At 49.4% G+C, this 15,356-nt stretch carries 17 protein-coding genes; 3 read left to right on the top strand and 14 right to left on the bottom strand.

The features are described from left to right. Positions 1-429 precede the first annotated feature (429 nt). The 3 genes from speB to IFU29_RS10435 all read right to left on the bottom strand — a co-directional run bounded on the left by speB (position 430) and on the right by IFU29_RS10435 (position 2,896). Positions 430-1,350 carry an agmatinase gene (gene speB, locus IFU29_RS10445; protein WP_191927632.1) on the bottom strand — a complete coding sequence of 307 codons (921 nt, stop codon included), beginning with the start codon at positions 1,348-1,350 and terminating at the stop codon, positions 430-432. 252 nt (positions 1,351-1,602) lie between these two features. Further along, positions 1,603-2,058, bottom strand: coding sequence for a hypothetical protein (locus IFU29_RS10440; RefSeq protein WP_191933877.1), 456 nt, complete (start codon positions 2,056-2,058; stop codon positions 1,603-1,605). Beyond that, complete coding sequence (locus IFU29_RS10435) at positions 2,042-2,896, bottom strand: winged helix-turn-helix domain-containing protein (RefSeq protein ID WP_191933876.1); 855 nt, start codon at positions 2,894-2,896, stop codon at positions 2,042-2,044. Before IFU29_RS10435 ends, IFU29_RS10440 begins: the two co-directional genes overlap by 17 nt. A gap of 428 nt (positions 2,897-3,324) precedes the next feature. On the opposite strand from IFU29_RS10435, the gene IFU29_RS10430 reads away from it, so the two are divergent. Next, a complete protein-coding gene (locus tag IFU29_RS10430) occupies positions 3,325-3,702 on the top strand; it encodes a winged helix-turn-helix domain-containing protein (protein WP_191933875.1) in 378 nt (125 codons plus the stop codon). Between the two features lie 66 nt (positions 3,703-3,768). Here the strand turns inward: IFU29_RS10430 and IFU29_RS10425 are convergent, their stop codons facing one another. The 11 genes from IFU29_RS10425 to IFU29_RS10375 form a co-directional block, all read right to left on the bottom strand. Continuing rightward, positions 3,769-4,542 (bottom strand): PapG chaperone-binding domain-containing protein, encoded by a 774-nt coding sequence (locus IFU29_RS10425; protein ID WP_191933874.1) that lies wholly within the window; start codon positions 4,540-4,542, stop codon positions 3,769-3,771. Positions 4,543-4,645: 103 nt separating this feature from the next. Then, entirely contained in the window at positions 4,646-5,203 is a 558-nt protein-coding gene (locus tag IFU29_RS10420; RefSeq protein WP_191934051.1) for a fimbrial protein, read from the bottom strand. Then, complete coding sequence (locus IFU29_RS10415; RefSeq protein WP_191933873.1) at positions 5,203-5,685, bottom strand: fimbrial protein; 483 nt, start codon at positions 5,683-5,685, stop codon at positions 5,203-5,205. Before IFU29_RS10415 ends, IFU29_RS10420 begins: the two co-directional genes overlap by 1 nt. 19 nt (positions 5,686-5,704) lie before the next feature. Then, the gene (locus IFU29_RS10410) at positions 5,705-6,211 is read right to left on the bottom strand and encodes a fimbrial protein (protein WP_342214470.1); all 507 of its coding nucleotides are present in this window, start codon (positions 6,209-6,211) and stop codon (positions 5,705-5,707) included. Beyond that, a complete protein-coding gene (locus IFU29_RS10405; RefSeq protein ID WP_191933872.1) occupies positions 6,208-6,714 on the bottom strand; it encodes a fimbrial protein in 507 nt (168 codons plus the stop codon). Before IFU29_RS10405 ends, IFU29_RS10410 begins: the two co-directional genes overlap by 4 nt. After that, positions 6,711-7,208, bottom strand: a complete 498-nt coding sequence (locus IFU29_RS10400) for a fimbrial protein (protein WP_191933871.1) — start codon at positions 7,206-7,208, stop codon at positions 6,711-6,713. The genes IFU29_RS10405 and IFU29_RS10400 overlap by 4 nt, the downstream gene beginning before the upstream one ends. Then, the gene (locus IFU29_RS10395) at positions 7,201-7,839 is read right to left on the bottom strand and encodes a fimbrial protein (RefSeq protein WP_244633678.1); all 639 of its coding nucleotides are present in this window, start codon (positions 7,837-7,839) and stop codon (positions 7,201-7,203) included. Before IFU29_RS10395 ends, IFU29_RS10400 begins: the two co-directional genes overlap by 8 nt. A gap of 53 nt (positions 7,840-7,892) precedes the next feature. Next, positions 7,893-8,645: a fimbria/pilus periplasmic chaperone gene (locus IFU29_RS10390; protein ID WP_423244831.1), complete on the bottom strand. Its 753-nt coding sequence runs from the start codon at positions 8,643-8,645 to the stop codon at positions 7,893-7,895. 63 nt (positions 8,646-8,708) lie between these two features. Continuing rightward, the gene (locus IFU29_RS10385) at positions 8,709-11,228 is read right to left on the bottom strand and encodes an outer membrane usher protein (RefSeq protein ID WP_191933870.1); all 2,520 of its coding nucleotides are present in this window, start codon (positions 11,226-11,228) and stop codon (positions 8,709-8,711) included. 126 nt (positions 11,229-11,354) lie between these two features. Beyond that, positions 11,355-11,855 (bottom strand): fimbrial protein, encoded by a 501-nt coding sequence (locus IFU29_RS10380; RefSeq protein WP_244633677.1) that lies wholly within the window; start codon positions 11,853-11,855, stop codon positions 11,355-11,357. Positions 11,856-11,964: 109 nt separating this feature from the next. Beyond that, positions 11,965-12,507 (bottom strand): fimbrial protein, encoded by a 543-nt coding sequence (locus IFU29_RS10375; RefSeq protein ID WP_191933868.1) that lies wholly within the window; start codon positions 12,505-12,507, stop codon positions 11,965-11,967. Positions 12,508-13,135: 628 nt separating this feature from the next. Between IFU29_RS10375 and IFU29_RS10370 the strand changes: the two genes are divergently transcribed. Both IFU29_RS10370 and IFU29_RS10365 read left to right on the top strand, forming a co-directional pair. Continuing rightward, positions 13,136-14,740 (top strand): PglL family O-oligosaccharyltransferase, encoded by a 1,605-nt coding sequence (locus tag IFU29_RS10370; protein ID WP_191933867.1) that lies wholly within the window; start codon positions 13,136-13,138, stop codon positions 14,738-14,740. Between the two features lie 20 nt (positions 14,741-14,760). Beyond that, positions 14,761-15,345, top strand: coding sequence for a helix-turn-helix domain-containing protein (locus IFU29_RS10365; protein WP_191933866.1), 585 nt, complete (start codon positions 14,761-14,763; stop codon positions 15,343-15,345). Positions 15,346-15,356 lie beyond the last annotated feature (11 nt).

Raw genomic sequence — 15,356 nt, 5'->3', positions numbered from 1 at the left:
ATCAATTACTTAAAACAAAAAACAAATCATCAAGATTAAAAAATAATTTAAAAAAAACTGTAAATAATACTAAAAAAAATTAAAAAAGTTTCACCCATAAAACTAACACTCACATTGCTCATTAAATGATCACCAGTGGCTTTTTTGGTTTTTTATTGGCATTAGATTCAGTTTGGCTTTATGAAGAAGGGGAAGTATCAGGCTTCATGATTGACGGGATTATTCTTATATTACGTGATGTTATCTGTAGCGGACAGGCGATAACGTCATGTCTGTTATTTTTTATTGATTATATTTAGATGATTTCTGGAAGTTAATTACTAGATGTGACGGTAAACATTTATCTTGCGAAGTACGTCAGGTGAGAGGCAAGGCTCACACCGGGAAATATCCCGACGCCGTCGGTAGCAGCGTCGGAATGTCAGCTCATCAGCCCTTATTGGCTGCCTGAACATGCAGCATGTCCAGCGCCAGACTGGCAGCCGCCAGCGCGGTAATATCAGACTGGTCGTAACCCGGAGCTACTTCCACCAGATCCATCCCGACAATGTTCATGCCCTGCAGGCCACGTACCAGCTTGCTGGCTTTGTCGCTGGTCAGGCCGCCGATCACCGGCGTACCGGTTCCCGGCGCATGGGCCGGATCGAGGCAGTCGATATCAAAGGTCAGGTAGACAGGCAGGTCACCCACAATCTGCTTCACCTGAGCGAGGATGTCCTCCACGCTGCGGTCGTTGACCTGCGCAGCATCCAGCACGTTGAAGCCCAGCGACTTATCAAACTCGGTACGGATACCGATCTGCACCGAGTGCTCAGGCGAGATCAGACCCTCTTTTGGCGCCGTATAGAACATGGTGCCATGATCGAAGGTCGGGCCATTTGAATAGGTATCGGTATGCGCATCGAAGTGAACCAGCGCCATTTTACCAAAAGTTTTGGCATGGGCGCGCAGCAGCGGCAGCGTGATGTAGTGATCCCCGCCGAAGGTCAGCATCCGCTTGCCGCTGGCCAGCAATTTCTCGGCGTGCGCCTGGAGTTTATCGCTCAGATCCTGAGAATCACCAAAAGCATAAACCAAATCGCCGCAGTCAATCACGTTCAGGCGTTCACGCAGGTTGAACTCCCACGGCCAGCGGCAACCTTCCCAGGCCAGATTGGTGGAAATCTGACGAATAGCGCCTGGACCAAGACGGCTTCCCGGACGACCGGAGGTGGCTGCATCAAACGGAATACCGGTAATCACCCACTCGGCATCACTGTCGTAAGGCTGAAAATTGACCGGAAAACGCATAAAACCGAAGGCGTTAGACACCAGCGAGTTATCGTACTGGTTACCCAGGGTGTTATTCATAGCAACTCCTTTCAAAACGGTGGCGCGGGGGAAAACCCGCAACAAACAATAGATGAAAAAAATCCCCGCCGCGTCGTTAAGCCCGACGAGGAAGGGATTAGGATTCAGGGGCAGATGCCCGGTCATGCAAACAGAGTGATTTTAGCATGAGTGGCAGGTAAAGGGAGAAGCTGTAGCGAGTGAACTGCAAATGTTAATGGAGCCTGTGCCGGGCACCTGAGTATCCGTAAAGGAACGCCCCCTCACCCGCGGCTAATCATTAGTGCACAGCATCAGGATCTCATTGCGCAATGACAGGATATTGTCACCCGAATTCAGCTGGGTCACCTTTAGCTTAATTTGAGGATATTTCAGCATACCAAAGATCTCTTCTAACTGGGCATTTCTCTCCTTCATATGAAGAGAGTAATAGCTGCCATCCTTCTCATAACTGAAATGCACTAACCCATTTAATGGGTTTAAGGGCAGATCCTTACAGGCCCAACTACCAGAGATTAGCAGATAACCCTGTTCTTTTTTTCGCATCGACAGAAAGATATCCGCGTTAGTTTCCCTTACACAACTGACAAGGCTATTGCGAATATGTAAACGCCCCCAGCAGTCAAACTGCTCGGGATTTTTCATATTATCCCATCGCCACCAACTGGCGATTGCCAGCAGGATTAGCAGCAAAAAATAAAACAGAAAGCCCTTATTTTTTCTGGTCATGGGCACCTTCATAACGGTAATAATTGTAGTTGTCGCAAGGTGCCTGACTTGCAAATGGGCAATAGCTCAATACAGCACCAACAGCAGGGTCCTTTTTTTCATCGAGAATTCTTCTGCCTGAAAAATAGATATTCGTATTGGCGTGGCAGCTTATCCCCTCACGACTTAAAATAACGTTAATCTCAGCAGTTACCCAATCACTGTCCATTCTGCGGGTAACATCATCAATCAGATAAACACGGCAATGATCAATACGAAGTATTTCACTTCTGATCGAGCTCAGCCTGAAATAGTTATAAACCTCAGGAAACAGTCCTGTAATAGCTAAACTCACTATCATTAAAGGCAGCATTAAATACAAGACAGGATTCACATTCCTTTTTTTAATGTCAACATCGCCCGCCTCAGGTACGACTTTTAGCGTTGTTTCTGGCTTAATTTCATCATGGTAACTTTCCTGCTCTTTTATCGCACTTTCGACAGGCCGGTCTGCCGGAACCACCTCAGTTTCATCTAACCGCACAACCTCAGCATTAAATAAAAAACCATATTTGGGAATAGTGGTTATAACGCCGGGACTGCCGCACTGCTTCATCACCTTGCGTAGAATTGAAACATAGTTATTAAGATTATTACTGGATGCACTTAATCCACGATTTTCCCACAGTTTATTTAGGATCGTCTCTCTGCTGAGCGGCACCTGATTGTTTTCTACAAATAAAACCAACAGGTCGCTGCTTAAGCGAGTGATGGTGATCATATCAACCGTAAATCCCGGACTGAACAGCGTGCAGTCCACAGGATTGAACTTCACACTATGGTTAATCAGGTACTCCATTTTTATTCCCCCGGGATATATCAACAGCTCAATCTTGTTTCGTTCGCTTCATTTTCTCATCACCGTTAATCCATCAGCCAGTGGAACGTCCTGTCACAGCATCAGTTCAGGTACTGCTGAATCCATCCTGTGCTGACTGATTTTATCGTAGATGTACGACTATAGTAACAATCAGAATAAAAATCTATTTACAATAAAAAAACAATGCTCAAAATCTATTGTAACTCGATAATGCATTATATACATCCACAAATCATTAGTTTTTGCTAAAGTGGCTTCGTCAAAAAATGACCTTCTCAACTGTAAAAGCCGCTTAAGTTCATGCAGGAAGTTAAACGCAAAACAGAGAGAAAACCCAGGCGCCGGGATTGAACACAACGCTTCACTTTAATGGATTAATTTAAGCCACCGGAGAGTCACGTCTGAAAATGGAAAAAATATCGTACTTTGAAAATGACATACTGGTTATTGACGTTCAAAAACTGGTATTAAAACCAAAGAATAAAAAAATAAAGCTTAGTAAAAACCAAACCCGTTTAATTGATTACCTGGTTAAAGGGATCAATCAGCGGGAGGAGATTGTTAAGCGGATATGGCACAGTGAAGACTACGAAGCCAGAGAAAGCAGCTACAACCAGCTTATTTGTCGCACCCGCGCCCTGTTAAGCGCCAACGGCCTGCCCGATGACTTTATCATTACCCTGCCACGTTATGGCGTATGCATTAATCAGAACTATATTAAGCGGGCAGCGGCTAATTCAGAAATACCCACCAAAATGTATAATGACCACTCGTGCTTAGGATAAAAAAATGCGACTGATGCTTCTGAAGCAGCAGTCGCACACGGTTATCGCCGCTAAAATAATGCAACGTTAGTTAAGTTCCATCATCATCACCGCACTGGCGTTCCACTCGCCTTCCTTCACGTTATTAAGTTCAGAGATAATATCCACAGAGTTGTTACCTGCCTGAAGGGATATCTCTTTACCTAATACACCCAAAGAGGAGGTCAGGTATGAGGTTCCCCCGCCGATGGGGATAGTGTCCTTACCACCAAGCAGAGTTAAGGTAACTTTGGACGGTATAGTGCAGTTAATATTCATCGTCTGTTTTGCCCGATTTCCGGCGGCTTCTTTGACCGATATCACCCCATGATTGATGTTCAACTCTGGTGTGGTGAGTGAACACCATTGATTAACATCAGCAAGTTGAAAACAGGTACCAATCGGGCTGTACACCTGGTCCCAATCAAGTTGATAGGGACTAAATAAAGCATATCCTATACAAGAGCTATATTCATCATATACCTGGATTCTTTTACTACATGCTCTATATGCATAGGCAATTGTTTCCTCATATGTTTTACCTTGAGTTTGAAATGATTTCGGGATTATTATTATGCAACTTCCCATCATCGACCCAAGCACACCAGGCATCCTCCCCTGTCTTGTTACAATCCCTGCATAACCCCAATAGTTATTATCACCTAATTTAGTATCGGCTGCCGCACCAATCTCCACCATTTCAGCGTTAAGTTCAAGTCGGCCTTTTTCCTTAATAGTAACACTGGTGGCAATTGGCCACTTCCCCGCATACGACTGCATTGAAAACAGAACGAAAATAATAAACACTATTTTTGAATGCATAATAGATTCACTTTCTTCCTAAGTAAATGGGTATCAGCATGACTCATTAACCAACAGATAATTCAACTCTACCGAATAGAGTTTCCTCATCAGAGAGAGACTTTTACTGATATTCCAGGCTGAATGTCGCTACCGCGCTAAACGGTCCGAATTGAATACTGCGATTGGCTATCGCCTGCGGTTCCGCCTGGATATAGGCTTTCAGTGGTATTCTGTTCCTGCCCGTAAAAAGACCGCGCGCCCCGCCCTGCTCATTGAACGGTAACGGCTTGCCTTCCGGTGTTTCCAGGCCAATGGCTATCCCCGCAGATTTGCTGGCGGCGCTGATTGCCAGCAGACCGGGTAAACGGGTGTTTTCCGTACCGCTTAAGGCCACTTTAACGATGGTGCCCAGAGTAAGATCGCAGTCAGTAAGGTTGATTTGAAACCGTTGCCCGAGGGTCCGCTGATGTATATAAAGGTAGTTATCCACCACTGCGCCAAAATCCAGCTGAATACTTTCATCACCCGGCGCAATAATACAGGGCTCAGTGACCAGTGCTCCACGCATGATCACGTTATCCTGAGCATATACCCACGAGCAGAATAACAGCGGCAGCAAGCCGAGGATCTTCCAGACTGAGCCGGTAAGCGGATAATAACTTTTACTGTGGTGGTTCATCACTGATAATTTATCCCTATCGTTGCTGTTGCCTCAAATGCACCGGTGCTCAGGGTGCTGCCGGGCTTTTTAACCGGAACGGCTTCAATCAGCGGCGGTTTACTGAAGACCATCGGCACTGGTTGATCAACGGCAAAGGGCTGGCCGTTAATCAACAGCCGAATACCCAGATCCTTAATATTGGTCTGTATTGCGGCGTTGTCATAGCTGGTGACGCTACCGGTAAGAACCAGGGCCATGTCCCAGGGTTTAGACTGCTCTTCGCAATACATCAGATAAGGTAATTTTTGTTTGTAGTTACTACCGTCTACTTTATTGACCCCCACCCGCTCGCCAAATTTTACCAGCGCCGTTAACCCGCCGTTGAAACCACATTTTGGCGGTTCAAGTAAGATCCCTTTCAGGGTGAAATTATCCTCTGCCCTGCCGGGATGAGCCATAAACATCCCCGCCAGCAGTGTCCACACTATTTTTTTAAGCATCTGTCCGTGTCTTTATCAATTACTGATAGTCGATCATCATGGTGGCTGTGGCTTTAAAAGCGCCCCCGGCCAGGGTGGCGCCGGTCTTTTTCACCGGCACCGCCTTAAGCACGGGTTTTGACGGGTCGGTATAGTTAAGCCACTGATTGACAGGGAGGGCTTTACCGTTGGCGGTCAGCGCAATCGCCAGATCCCCCTTATCGGTTGCCAGCCGGGTGCTGTCAAAGCTGGCTGCACTCCCCTTTATCTGCAAACGCAGGGTTTTAGAGGTCGCTTCGGTACAGCTGAGGCCATAGGTGACTTCCTTGATATAGTTAACCCCGTCTACCCGCGTGGTCATTACCGCATTGCCGAAATCAACGCTGATTGGCGTGCCACCATTAATCACGCAGGGCGGCGGTTCAATCATCGTGCCATCAAAACGCAGGCTGGGTTCTGCGGCGAACCCTGCCGGACTGAACAGGATAAAAAAAGAGAGCTGAGCGATTATTCCTGCTGCTGACGCAGTTTTTTTTTGGCTATTCACTGGTAGTCCACCTTAAATTGCACGGCGCCTGAGAAACTTCCGCCTTTTAATATCACATTTGTTTTTTTAACCGGAACCAGGTTGATTACCGGCTTTGTAGGATAGGTAAAATTAAACCATTCATTGACACCAACCCGGGTGCTGCCTATATAGATTGCCACGCCAACATCCTTATTACTGGTCAACACCGCTTTGCTGTCAAAACTGCTCCCCTGTCCTTCAAGGCGCATCCTCAGTGAATTATTGACATTATTACTACAGACAATGGTATAGTTTGCTTCTTTCTTGTAGTTCACCCCGTCAATTTTAGTCGTCAGTATATCCTTGCCAAAATTTACGTAAGGGTCAGTCCCCTGGCTGATGGTACAGGCCGGTTGGTCTATCAGTGTCCCTTTAAACGTCATATCTCCCGGCGCGGCATGGGAAAGGGCGCTGTAGAGTAGGATGACGGTCAGCTGGCAAAAAGCCCCTGCCTGTAGCAGCCTGATATATTTTTCACTCATTGATAGTCCACCATCATTACTGCTGCACCGGAGAATGCTCCGCTTTTAAGGGTAGCGCCTGCGTTTTTTACAGGAACGGCTTTTAATACGGGTTTATTTGGCCAGGTAAAGTTAAACCATTCATTGACGCCCAGCCGGGTATTACCGTTATATAAGGCGATGCCTAAATTGCCGTTACTGGTGAGAACCGCCTTACCATCAAAACTTGCCGCCTGGGCGTTTATTTTCATTTTCAAAGCATTGGTCTTGGTACTTTCACAGGTCATATCATAATTCACCGTCTGCATATAATTGCTGCCATTCACCTTTCCCGTCTGCACCGCATTGCCAAAATCAACCATGATCGGCTTATTGCCATTTATCACGCAGGATAACGGCGCTAATACCGTCACTCGCACCGTCACATTGGTGTTAGCGGCAGCATAGTCACTGAGTAGCAATAATGGGCAGATGCTGGCTGAAAAACTGATAATCCAGCGCAATAACCTAGTCATAACTCAGCCCAAAGTTAACCTGTGCCTGATAAGCCCCGGCCTTTAAGGGTGCCCGGGTGCGCTCGGGGGTGATGGTATAATTCAGCTGGTTCTGACCCGGCGTCAGCAGCAGCGGTTCGCCGCTGCTCCCGAGACGAACATCACGCCCCTGAAGGTCGGTGATACGCAGGCCAATCCCTCCGGCACCGACCACTTTCAACAGCTGCGCGTTATTGTCATCTGCCGGGCCGAGAAAGCTGACCGTCACCACGGGCTGCTCGCGGCTCCACAGCCGGTTGCCGATATGGTCATAGACGCTGCCGGTGGACTCTGCCAGACAGTCGCGCAATTTTATCTGCACCTCTACCGGGGTTCCCTGGTCACCAAGATGACGTAACCGCCCGGTGCCGATCTCCCCTAATGAAAAATCCTGGCGGTCGGAAGCCATATCCAGGCGGCAGGCGCTCTCAGTTAGCGCTCCGTGTACCTGTAAAACCCCGTTAGCACCATCCACATTCCAGTTATCGGCGGCACGTGCCTGCGTTATCACCACCACTCCGGCGATGATTAATGCCGAAGCACCAAAGGTGGTAATCAGCGTCACGATCAGTCCTCGCCAGTCGGCCAGTAAAAATCCTGCTATGTTCTTCATCCGTTTTCTCTGTTGCATGCATCCCCCCCGGCATTAACGGTTACGTCTCTGAATTAACGGTCCTTAACCGCCTCGGCCTTGCAACTGCTTCCACTGCAAGTGAACTTCAGCTGCGGGCGGCCACCGTAATCGTTGATATAGGTCAGTACCGGGCTGCTGCCCAGCACGCCGGAGCCGACGGTCAGGCTGGCTTTGCCATTGGGCTCCACCATCACCGGTTCAAAACCTTTGGCTGATTCGCCTTTCACCGTGCTGCTGCCGTCCACCAGGGTGACGTAGTAAGGGGTGGGGTTATTCACCTCGTAACGGTCGCCCTGTTTGTGCAGGGTGATCTTTTCCTGCCACGGCGTGGTCATGGCACCCGCGGTATTCATCAGGGATGCCGGACGGTAGAACAGCTTGATACGCGTTTGCAGCGCAATTTGCAGCGTGTTGGGCTTATCGGTGCGCGGCGGAATTTCACGCATATTGAAGTAGAACAGCGACTCACGGTCCTGCGGCAGCGCGTTGACTGCCGGCAGTCCCTGCACTTTCACCTGACTTTTTGCACCCGGCTCAATGCGCTGCACCGGCGGCAGCACGGTCAGCGGGCTGGAGATTTTTTTACCACTGGCATCTTCAATCCAGCCCTGGGCCAGATAGGGCAACTGCTTGTTCTCGTTACTGACGTTCAGGCTGATGGATTTCTGGCTGCCGTCGTAAATCACCCGGGTGCGATCGAGGGCGATGGCGGCGAATGCCGACTGAGTGCTTAGTGCCAGCAGCAGGCTGCCGGTCAGTATCGGGGCGTTAAATTTCATTTTCATGGTCTGTGTCTCGTTAAAGGTCTGTTTTAGCGGGCCGCGCGCTGACCTGCGCGTCCCGACTCACTATTCGGGGTTTGCTTCGCTCAGCGCGTGGCAGGGAAGCAGTAAATTGGCCTGGTCATTAATGGCTAACGTTTTGGGTAGCTCTAACTGGCACTGCGCTTTGCCGCCCCAGTTCACCTTCATCCGCTCATCGGGCCTGATACCGCTGAGGTAAACGCTGCCTTCGTCACCGACGATGCCGACATTCTGCTTCTTGCTGTTCAGCACCGTGGCCCCAAACGGCGGCACCGAACCATCCGCCAGGCGGATCACCGCCATCGCTTTCTCGCCGGAAATAACCTCAAAGCGCCGGTAGCCAATCGCCCCTTCGGTCAGGGTGGCCTGCACCACCGAACTCACCGCTTCGGCGTTATCCGGCAGATGATTAAGGTCGATGCTGATGCGGTTGCGGTAATAGCTGCCCACATCGGTGACCACCGCTTTGCCAAAGTGGTTCGAGCGGGTATTGGCGCCGTAGCCCTGCAGCGGAATCTCCGCCACACCGTCGGTATCAATCATCATGCGGGTACCGCCTGAGCTGCCGCTGCGGTGCAGCGCCGCGCCTTTCATCGTGGCGGTGGCGCCGCCCTGCAGCCCCAGACTGACGGAGGAGTAACGACCTTCCTGATAGCTGGCGTTGGTATTGATCTGGGCAAGATCTCCCTGATGGGTGTAACTGCCGCTGGCGCTGGCGCCGCTATTAGTAACGCCGCTACTGATCTGATAGCTATCGCTGTTGCCGATACGATCGAAATAGTTCACCTGATGCGAATTCTGGTTACGGCTGTAGCTGTTGCTGTAACCAATCGACCCGGTACTGCCCCACGGCAGCGACAGCGACAGATACATGCCGTCATCGTTAGTGCCGTTATATTTATTGCGATAGCCGGTCAGCGACAGACTGATGTTTTTAAAGCGCCCCATATCGAAATAGCGTGACAGGGTCAGGTTGTAGCGATCGTTAGCCGGGCGATCCCAGTAGGTCTGATGGCTGTAGTTCAGATAAGCACTGAGGTCCAGCTGGCGCAGTTGCTGGCTGAAGGTGATGGTGTACATCTCCTTACTGTTCTGCGAACGGGTACCGTATGTTCGCGCATCCAGATACTCGCTCATGCTCATATAGTTCTGCTGCGAGAAGCGATAACCGGCGAAAGTCACCTGGCTGTCGTAGTCATCAAAGCGTTTTGAATAGCTCAGACGATACGACCCGCCCGACAGAGTGTTATCCTCATCCGGCAGGCGGGCGCGCGACTGGGTGGCATCCAGTGACAGCGCCCCGAGCATCAACAGGTCACGGCCCAGCCCCACGGCCAGGGCGTTATAATCCCCACCCGCTACGCCGCCACCGTACAGCGACCAGCCGTTACTGATCCCCCAGGAGAACTCACCGGTAGTGAACAGCGGGCCATTAGTGCGGTGCTGCCAGTCATTCGGACGCCCGGTGGCCACCTTGTAACGCACCATGCCAGGGCGGGTCAGATAGGGCACGCTGGCGGTATCAATTTTGAATTCCTGTACGCTGCCATCCTGCTCTTCTACCCGCACGTCAAGCTGGCCGGTAACCGCATCGTTCAGATCCTGAATGCGGAATGGCCCGGACGCGACCTGGGTTTCCTGGATAACCCGCCCCTGCTGGCTGATAATCACTTTAGCGTTGGTTCTCGCCACCCCGGTCACTTCGGGCGCATAGCCGCGCAGGTTAGGCGGCAACATGCTGTCATCACTAGCCAGGCTGGCCCCGATAAAGCGGAAGCTGTCGAAAATATCCGAGTTGAGGTAGTTTTCACCCACGGTCAGTGAGGCCCCCCAGCGCGGGATCGCCCGGTAAGCGTAATAGCGGCTCCACTCCCAGTTGTTTTTAACCCCCTGACTCTGACGGTCATAGCGGGTCTGCCAGTCGGCACGCAGACGCCACGCCCCCATATTCGCCCCCAGGGTGCCATTGCCACTCAGGCTGGCGTTCTGGCCGCCATTTTTCATCTGCCGCTGAGTCTGAGCATTCAGGTTGTAATCCAGCAGGATCCCCGGGATACCGTTATCCCAGCGTGAAGGCGGATCCCAGTCGCCGGAGCTGTATTCCAGATACGCCTGCGGGATGCCGAGGTTCAGCACCGCCGCACCCAAATCACCTTTGGCGCTCATTCCCGGCAGGCTGTTAAGCAACAGACACTGATGGTCATGCCACCAGCTGAGCTTGCTGTTCATCTCGTCTTTCAGGCCAAACTGTTCGACCATCTCGCGGGTGATACAGGGTTCACTTCCTTTCGGATCGTTTTCCGGAACAACATAGGTCACAGGCTGCTCTTGCAGCTCTTGCTTATTAATATGGATAGACATCACGTAATCGCCCGGCATGATATAGCCGCTGCGCGAGAACTGATTTAAATCGAAATTGCTACGGTCGTTTACGTCCAGTACGTCGGTATTAAAAGAAAACTCCTCAGCATGAACGTCAATGGCCGCCCCGCTGATAAGATAACTGATGATTAATCCCAAAACGCGCGGACGCGAAGGCAATGCCTTAAAGTAAGATAACGCCATTATCTTCAGACCTTTTATAATATTCCGTCAGGTGCCACTTCCATTATTTCAATAATGAATACGCGCTAAGTTATTTAAAATCCAGCAGAGCACTTAATCTAACTTTGATTAGACGACTGGTACAGATTAGTAATAATCCATTTTGAACTTCACCGTGGAATAGTATTCCCCGGCGCGTAGTAACCGGTTATTACTCACTAAGCGTAGAGAGTAATTTAATAACATATTATTTGTCGTCAGTTCGGCCAACGGTAATGGCTTCCCCGGGGTGGCAATATTGCCACTGCTGTCAGCTATTTGCAGGGCAATCCCCTGCGCATCACCTGCTATGCTAAAAGCCTGGTCATCGCGATGACCGTCAAAGGTGATCTGAAAATGCTGCCATTGAGGCAAATTCTTATCGTTTTTGCTCAAAATGCAGTTCACCAGTTGAATTGAAAACGGGTGGTTAACGCTTTGTCCATTTCGGGCAATCTGACTGACGGGTAACAGCCCCATATCAATAGTCTGATCGCGGCTGAGAGTGTCTATCGCACAGGCCGTTTCAATAATCGCCCCGAACATCCCGACACGGCCCCATCCCTGTGGCTGGCTGGCGGCGACAGAACTGGCAGCAGCAAGGCTCATTGCCTGGAGCAAAATGCAGGCGGTTATTTTTCTGCACATCGTTCGGCTCAACGCTGATTGCGGGTAAAAAATGCATGTGGATAAACCACATGCATGCGTAATAACTTAATTACTGGTAAGACAGGGTAAAGTTGGTCACGCTTTTGAAATCACCCGGGACAATACCGCTTGAAGCACCGTCACCCTGCAGGTAAGCGGCGAATGACAGAGTGTTGTTACCGTTCTGCAGTGACTGAGCGGTCGTGGCTTTGCCCAGTTCCAGCACTTTACCAGAACCGTCGGTCATGGCGATGCTGGCACCCTTAGCGGTACCGGTCATGCCCAGCATACCTGCGGTGTTACCTTCAGCGCCGGTAAAGGTCGCGGTAACTGCTTTGCCCTTATCAGCGATGTTGCATTTTTCCAGCTTAATTTCAAAATTCTTCGGAGTAGAGATCCCTTTATTACCATTTGCCGTTAATGCTACATTGGACACCTGGCCCAGATTAACGGTCTGATCAATACTTTCCGGGTCAATTGAACAAGGCGCATCCACGATAGAACCGGTGAAGGTTACAGTACCGTGCCCCTGGTCAACCACGTCAGCTGCATGAGCGAAAGAAGTAATACCCATAGCTAAGGTTAAACCCAGAACAATTTTGTTCAGTTTCATTCTATATTCCTTTAAATGACTTTGTATAAAAGCTTTCCGATGAAGAAGAAATAACTTCCTGCATCAACACTATAAAAACGCATTAAACGCCGTAAGGAGAAAACATGTTTAATTCTTATCAAATTATTACCAATAAGAATACTCTCAACACATTTCGTCGGAAAACATTATTGCAAACTAACCAACTAATTCAAAGCCAAAATATAATAGAAGAATAACTTCGCAATATTTAATTGAGCAACCAGGGAAAATGTAACAGCAACAGAGCAAAACACACAAAAATGACAACACCACAGACTAACATGCTGTTATTTTTCATATATGTAATTTTTACACCACAAACAAGACCTATTGCGATACAATAATTCAAATATTACTTTTTTTTGCTTAACTAATGAGCGCTTTTCGTGATCAATGGAAGGGTGAGTTGAGAACAGAGGCAGGATGTCTTACGAAGATGGTAATCACATATTTTTCCAGTAAGTGCATAACCCAACGTGTAAAAAAACCGTTGCGTCATCTCTCTTCTTTCATCTGTTATTTTCCCATAATGCTTATCATCTTATGGCTGGTCGCCGTGCTGCCCGTTTACTTACCCAATATGGGGGGCACGGGATTGAAACTACCCATGAATATTGTGAGCTGGGCTATGCTGGCGGCAATCACTGCCATAACAGGGATCGTGCTTTCCGCCGGAAGCATGGCACACCCAGGCCCCACCACACGCCTGATTTTACTGGGTGTATGTATGCTGGCGGTTCCGCTGTTTTACACGCGCGATCCGTGGCTGGAAGTCGGTTTATCCCGCTGGGCTGGATTACTGGCAGGGGTGATATTTTGCATTTCGCTGATGCGCTACCGTCCGTTCTTTGACTATTGGCGATGGGTGGTCACTGCCATCATTTTTGCGACTGCACTTCAGGCGGGGATTGCGTTATGTCAGCTATTCGCCCCGCAGTGGATCCCGGCTATTTTTAATTATCCGATATCCGGCCATCGCCCTTATGGTGTCTTTCAGCAGGTTAATCTGCTGGCGAGTTTTATCGCCACCGGGCTGGCTTTAACCTTAATGCGGTTTTTACTGAGTGAAGAAAACAAGGCAAAAATCGGCTCAAAAACAGGGGATCTGTTGTCAGCCACTCTGCTGATGTTATTCAGCCTGGTACTGGTTCTACTCCAGTCGCGGATTGGCTGGCTGGGCGGCGGCATCACCTGTCTGCTGTTACTGATTATGGGTTTCCCGCTGGCGAAAAAGCGCGTCTGGCTGGCAGCCACACTGATTGCTGCGGGCATCGCCTGGGCCATTATGCTGCAGGTCAGCGGCACGGTTCAGCCGGTCGCACATACCGAGTCCAACCATGCACGCCGGATCATGCTGCAGGAAACACTCAGTATGATCGGCCAGAAGCCGCTTTCTGGCTGGGGCTATGGCGGATTTGAGTACAGTTTCCAGCATTTTCGCGCTGCACAGCAGCTATCAACGCTGGGCCTGGGGGTTGTCCGCCATCCACATAATGAGATTTTACTGTGGTGGGCAGAAGGCGGTGTGCCAGCACTGCTGGGCCTGCTGGTGCTTATTGGTGCCGGAGCCACCGTTTTCAGGCGCGTATGGCGAGAGTACAACGGCACACGGGGCATTAGCCGGGAACGGGGATTTATCAGTCTGGGGTTAATGGCCAGCTTGCTGCCAATCCTGCTACACACTCAGACGGAATATCCTTTTATCTCTTCAACCCCTCACTGGATGCTGTTTTTAATATTATCAGCCCTGTTGGGTTGTCATTTGAACCAGGGAAGACGCGCCTCTTGCTGCGCACGTATCACCGCTATCGCAGTGAAAAGCATTATGGTGATTCTTTCGCTGGCGGCTCTGGTTGCTTTCTTCTTTGGCCTGTATGGAAATTTCGCGCTCACACAGTTTGAGCGCAGCCAGTTTTCGGCGATTAGCCCGGCTGAGCGGGCGATGTATTACGACCGGTGGGTTAATCAGCAGCGCTGGCATTACGATAAGCAGCAGCACCAGTTATTACTTTTCAATCAAACCCGCGACCAGAAAATTTTAGATGAATATCAACACTGGGCAGAAAATTATCTGTTGACCAGAATAGATCGCAATGTCTATGGAACGCTGGTGTCGATCCTGGCTTTCCGCCAGGATGAAAAGTTTAAACAATTACGGGAAGAGGCTGACACCCTGTTCCCTGACGACCCACGATTTCAGGTAAAGCATTAAATAACAGGAGGCAGTAAAAAATGGATGGCGTAATTAAGATACTGATTGTTGACTCAAACAACCTGTTCTCTATGGGGCTGAAAACCTGTATTGAACGCTATTTCAGCGAGAGGGAAATACCGATTGCTATTCTGTCTTCTCCGCAAGATTATCCTCTGGCAGATCTGATATTTTGGGCATCTAACTCTTCAGAGTGCCCCTTACCTTCAGCATTAATGAAGGGTTCGTTGTACAGAGGCAAGCTGATTTTAATTATGTCTCAGCAAAAACACTGGCTGGCATTACAAAATTTTCCGTTTATTTTTTATCGCCATCAGGACCAGAAAATTCTGCAAAAAATCATTGAAGACGCTTTAAATAATAATTATGACAAGCACCCGGAAGACAGTATTGCAATGTGTGAAAAAGCCCTGACCTTGCGCCAGGAACAGGTGCTCTATTTGCTTTCCTGCGGTATGTGCTCAAAGAAAGTTGCGGATATCCTTCATATCAGCAATAAAACGGTCAGCTGCCATAAACGTAACGCAATGAACATTCTTAACATGACAAAAAGCACTGAGCTTTACGAATGGTTTATCGGTAATTCCATGGCCGAGGCGCAGTAAGTCATCTGCAT

Origin of the sequence: Erwinia persicina (assembly GCF_014838825.1) — a bacterium.
Lineage (GTDB): Bacteria > Pseudomonadota > Gammaproteobacteria > Enterobacterales > Enterobacteriaceae > Erwinia > Erwinia persicina_A.
The sequence above is the reverse complement of the archived record's forward strand: the minus strand, read 5'-3'. Positions and strand labels throughout refer to the sequence as shown.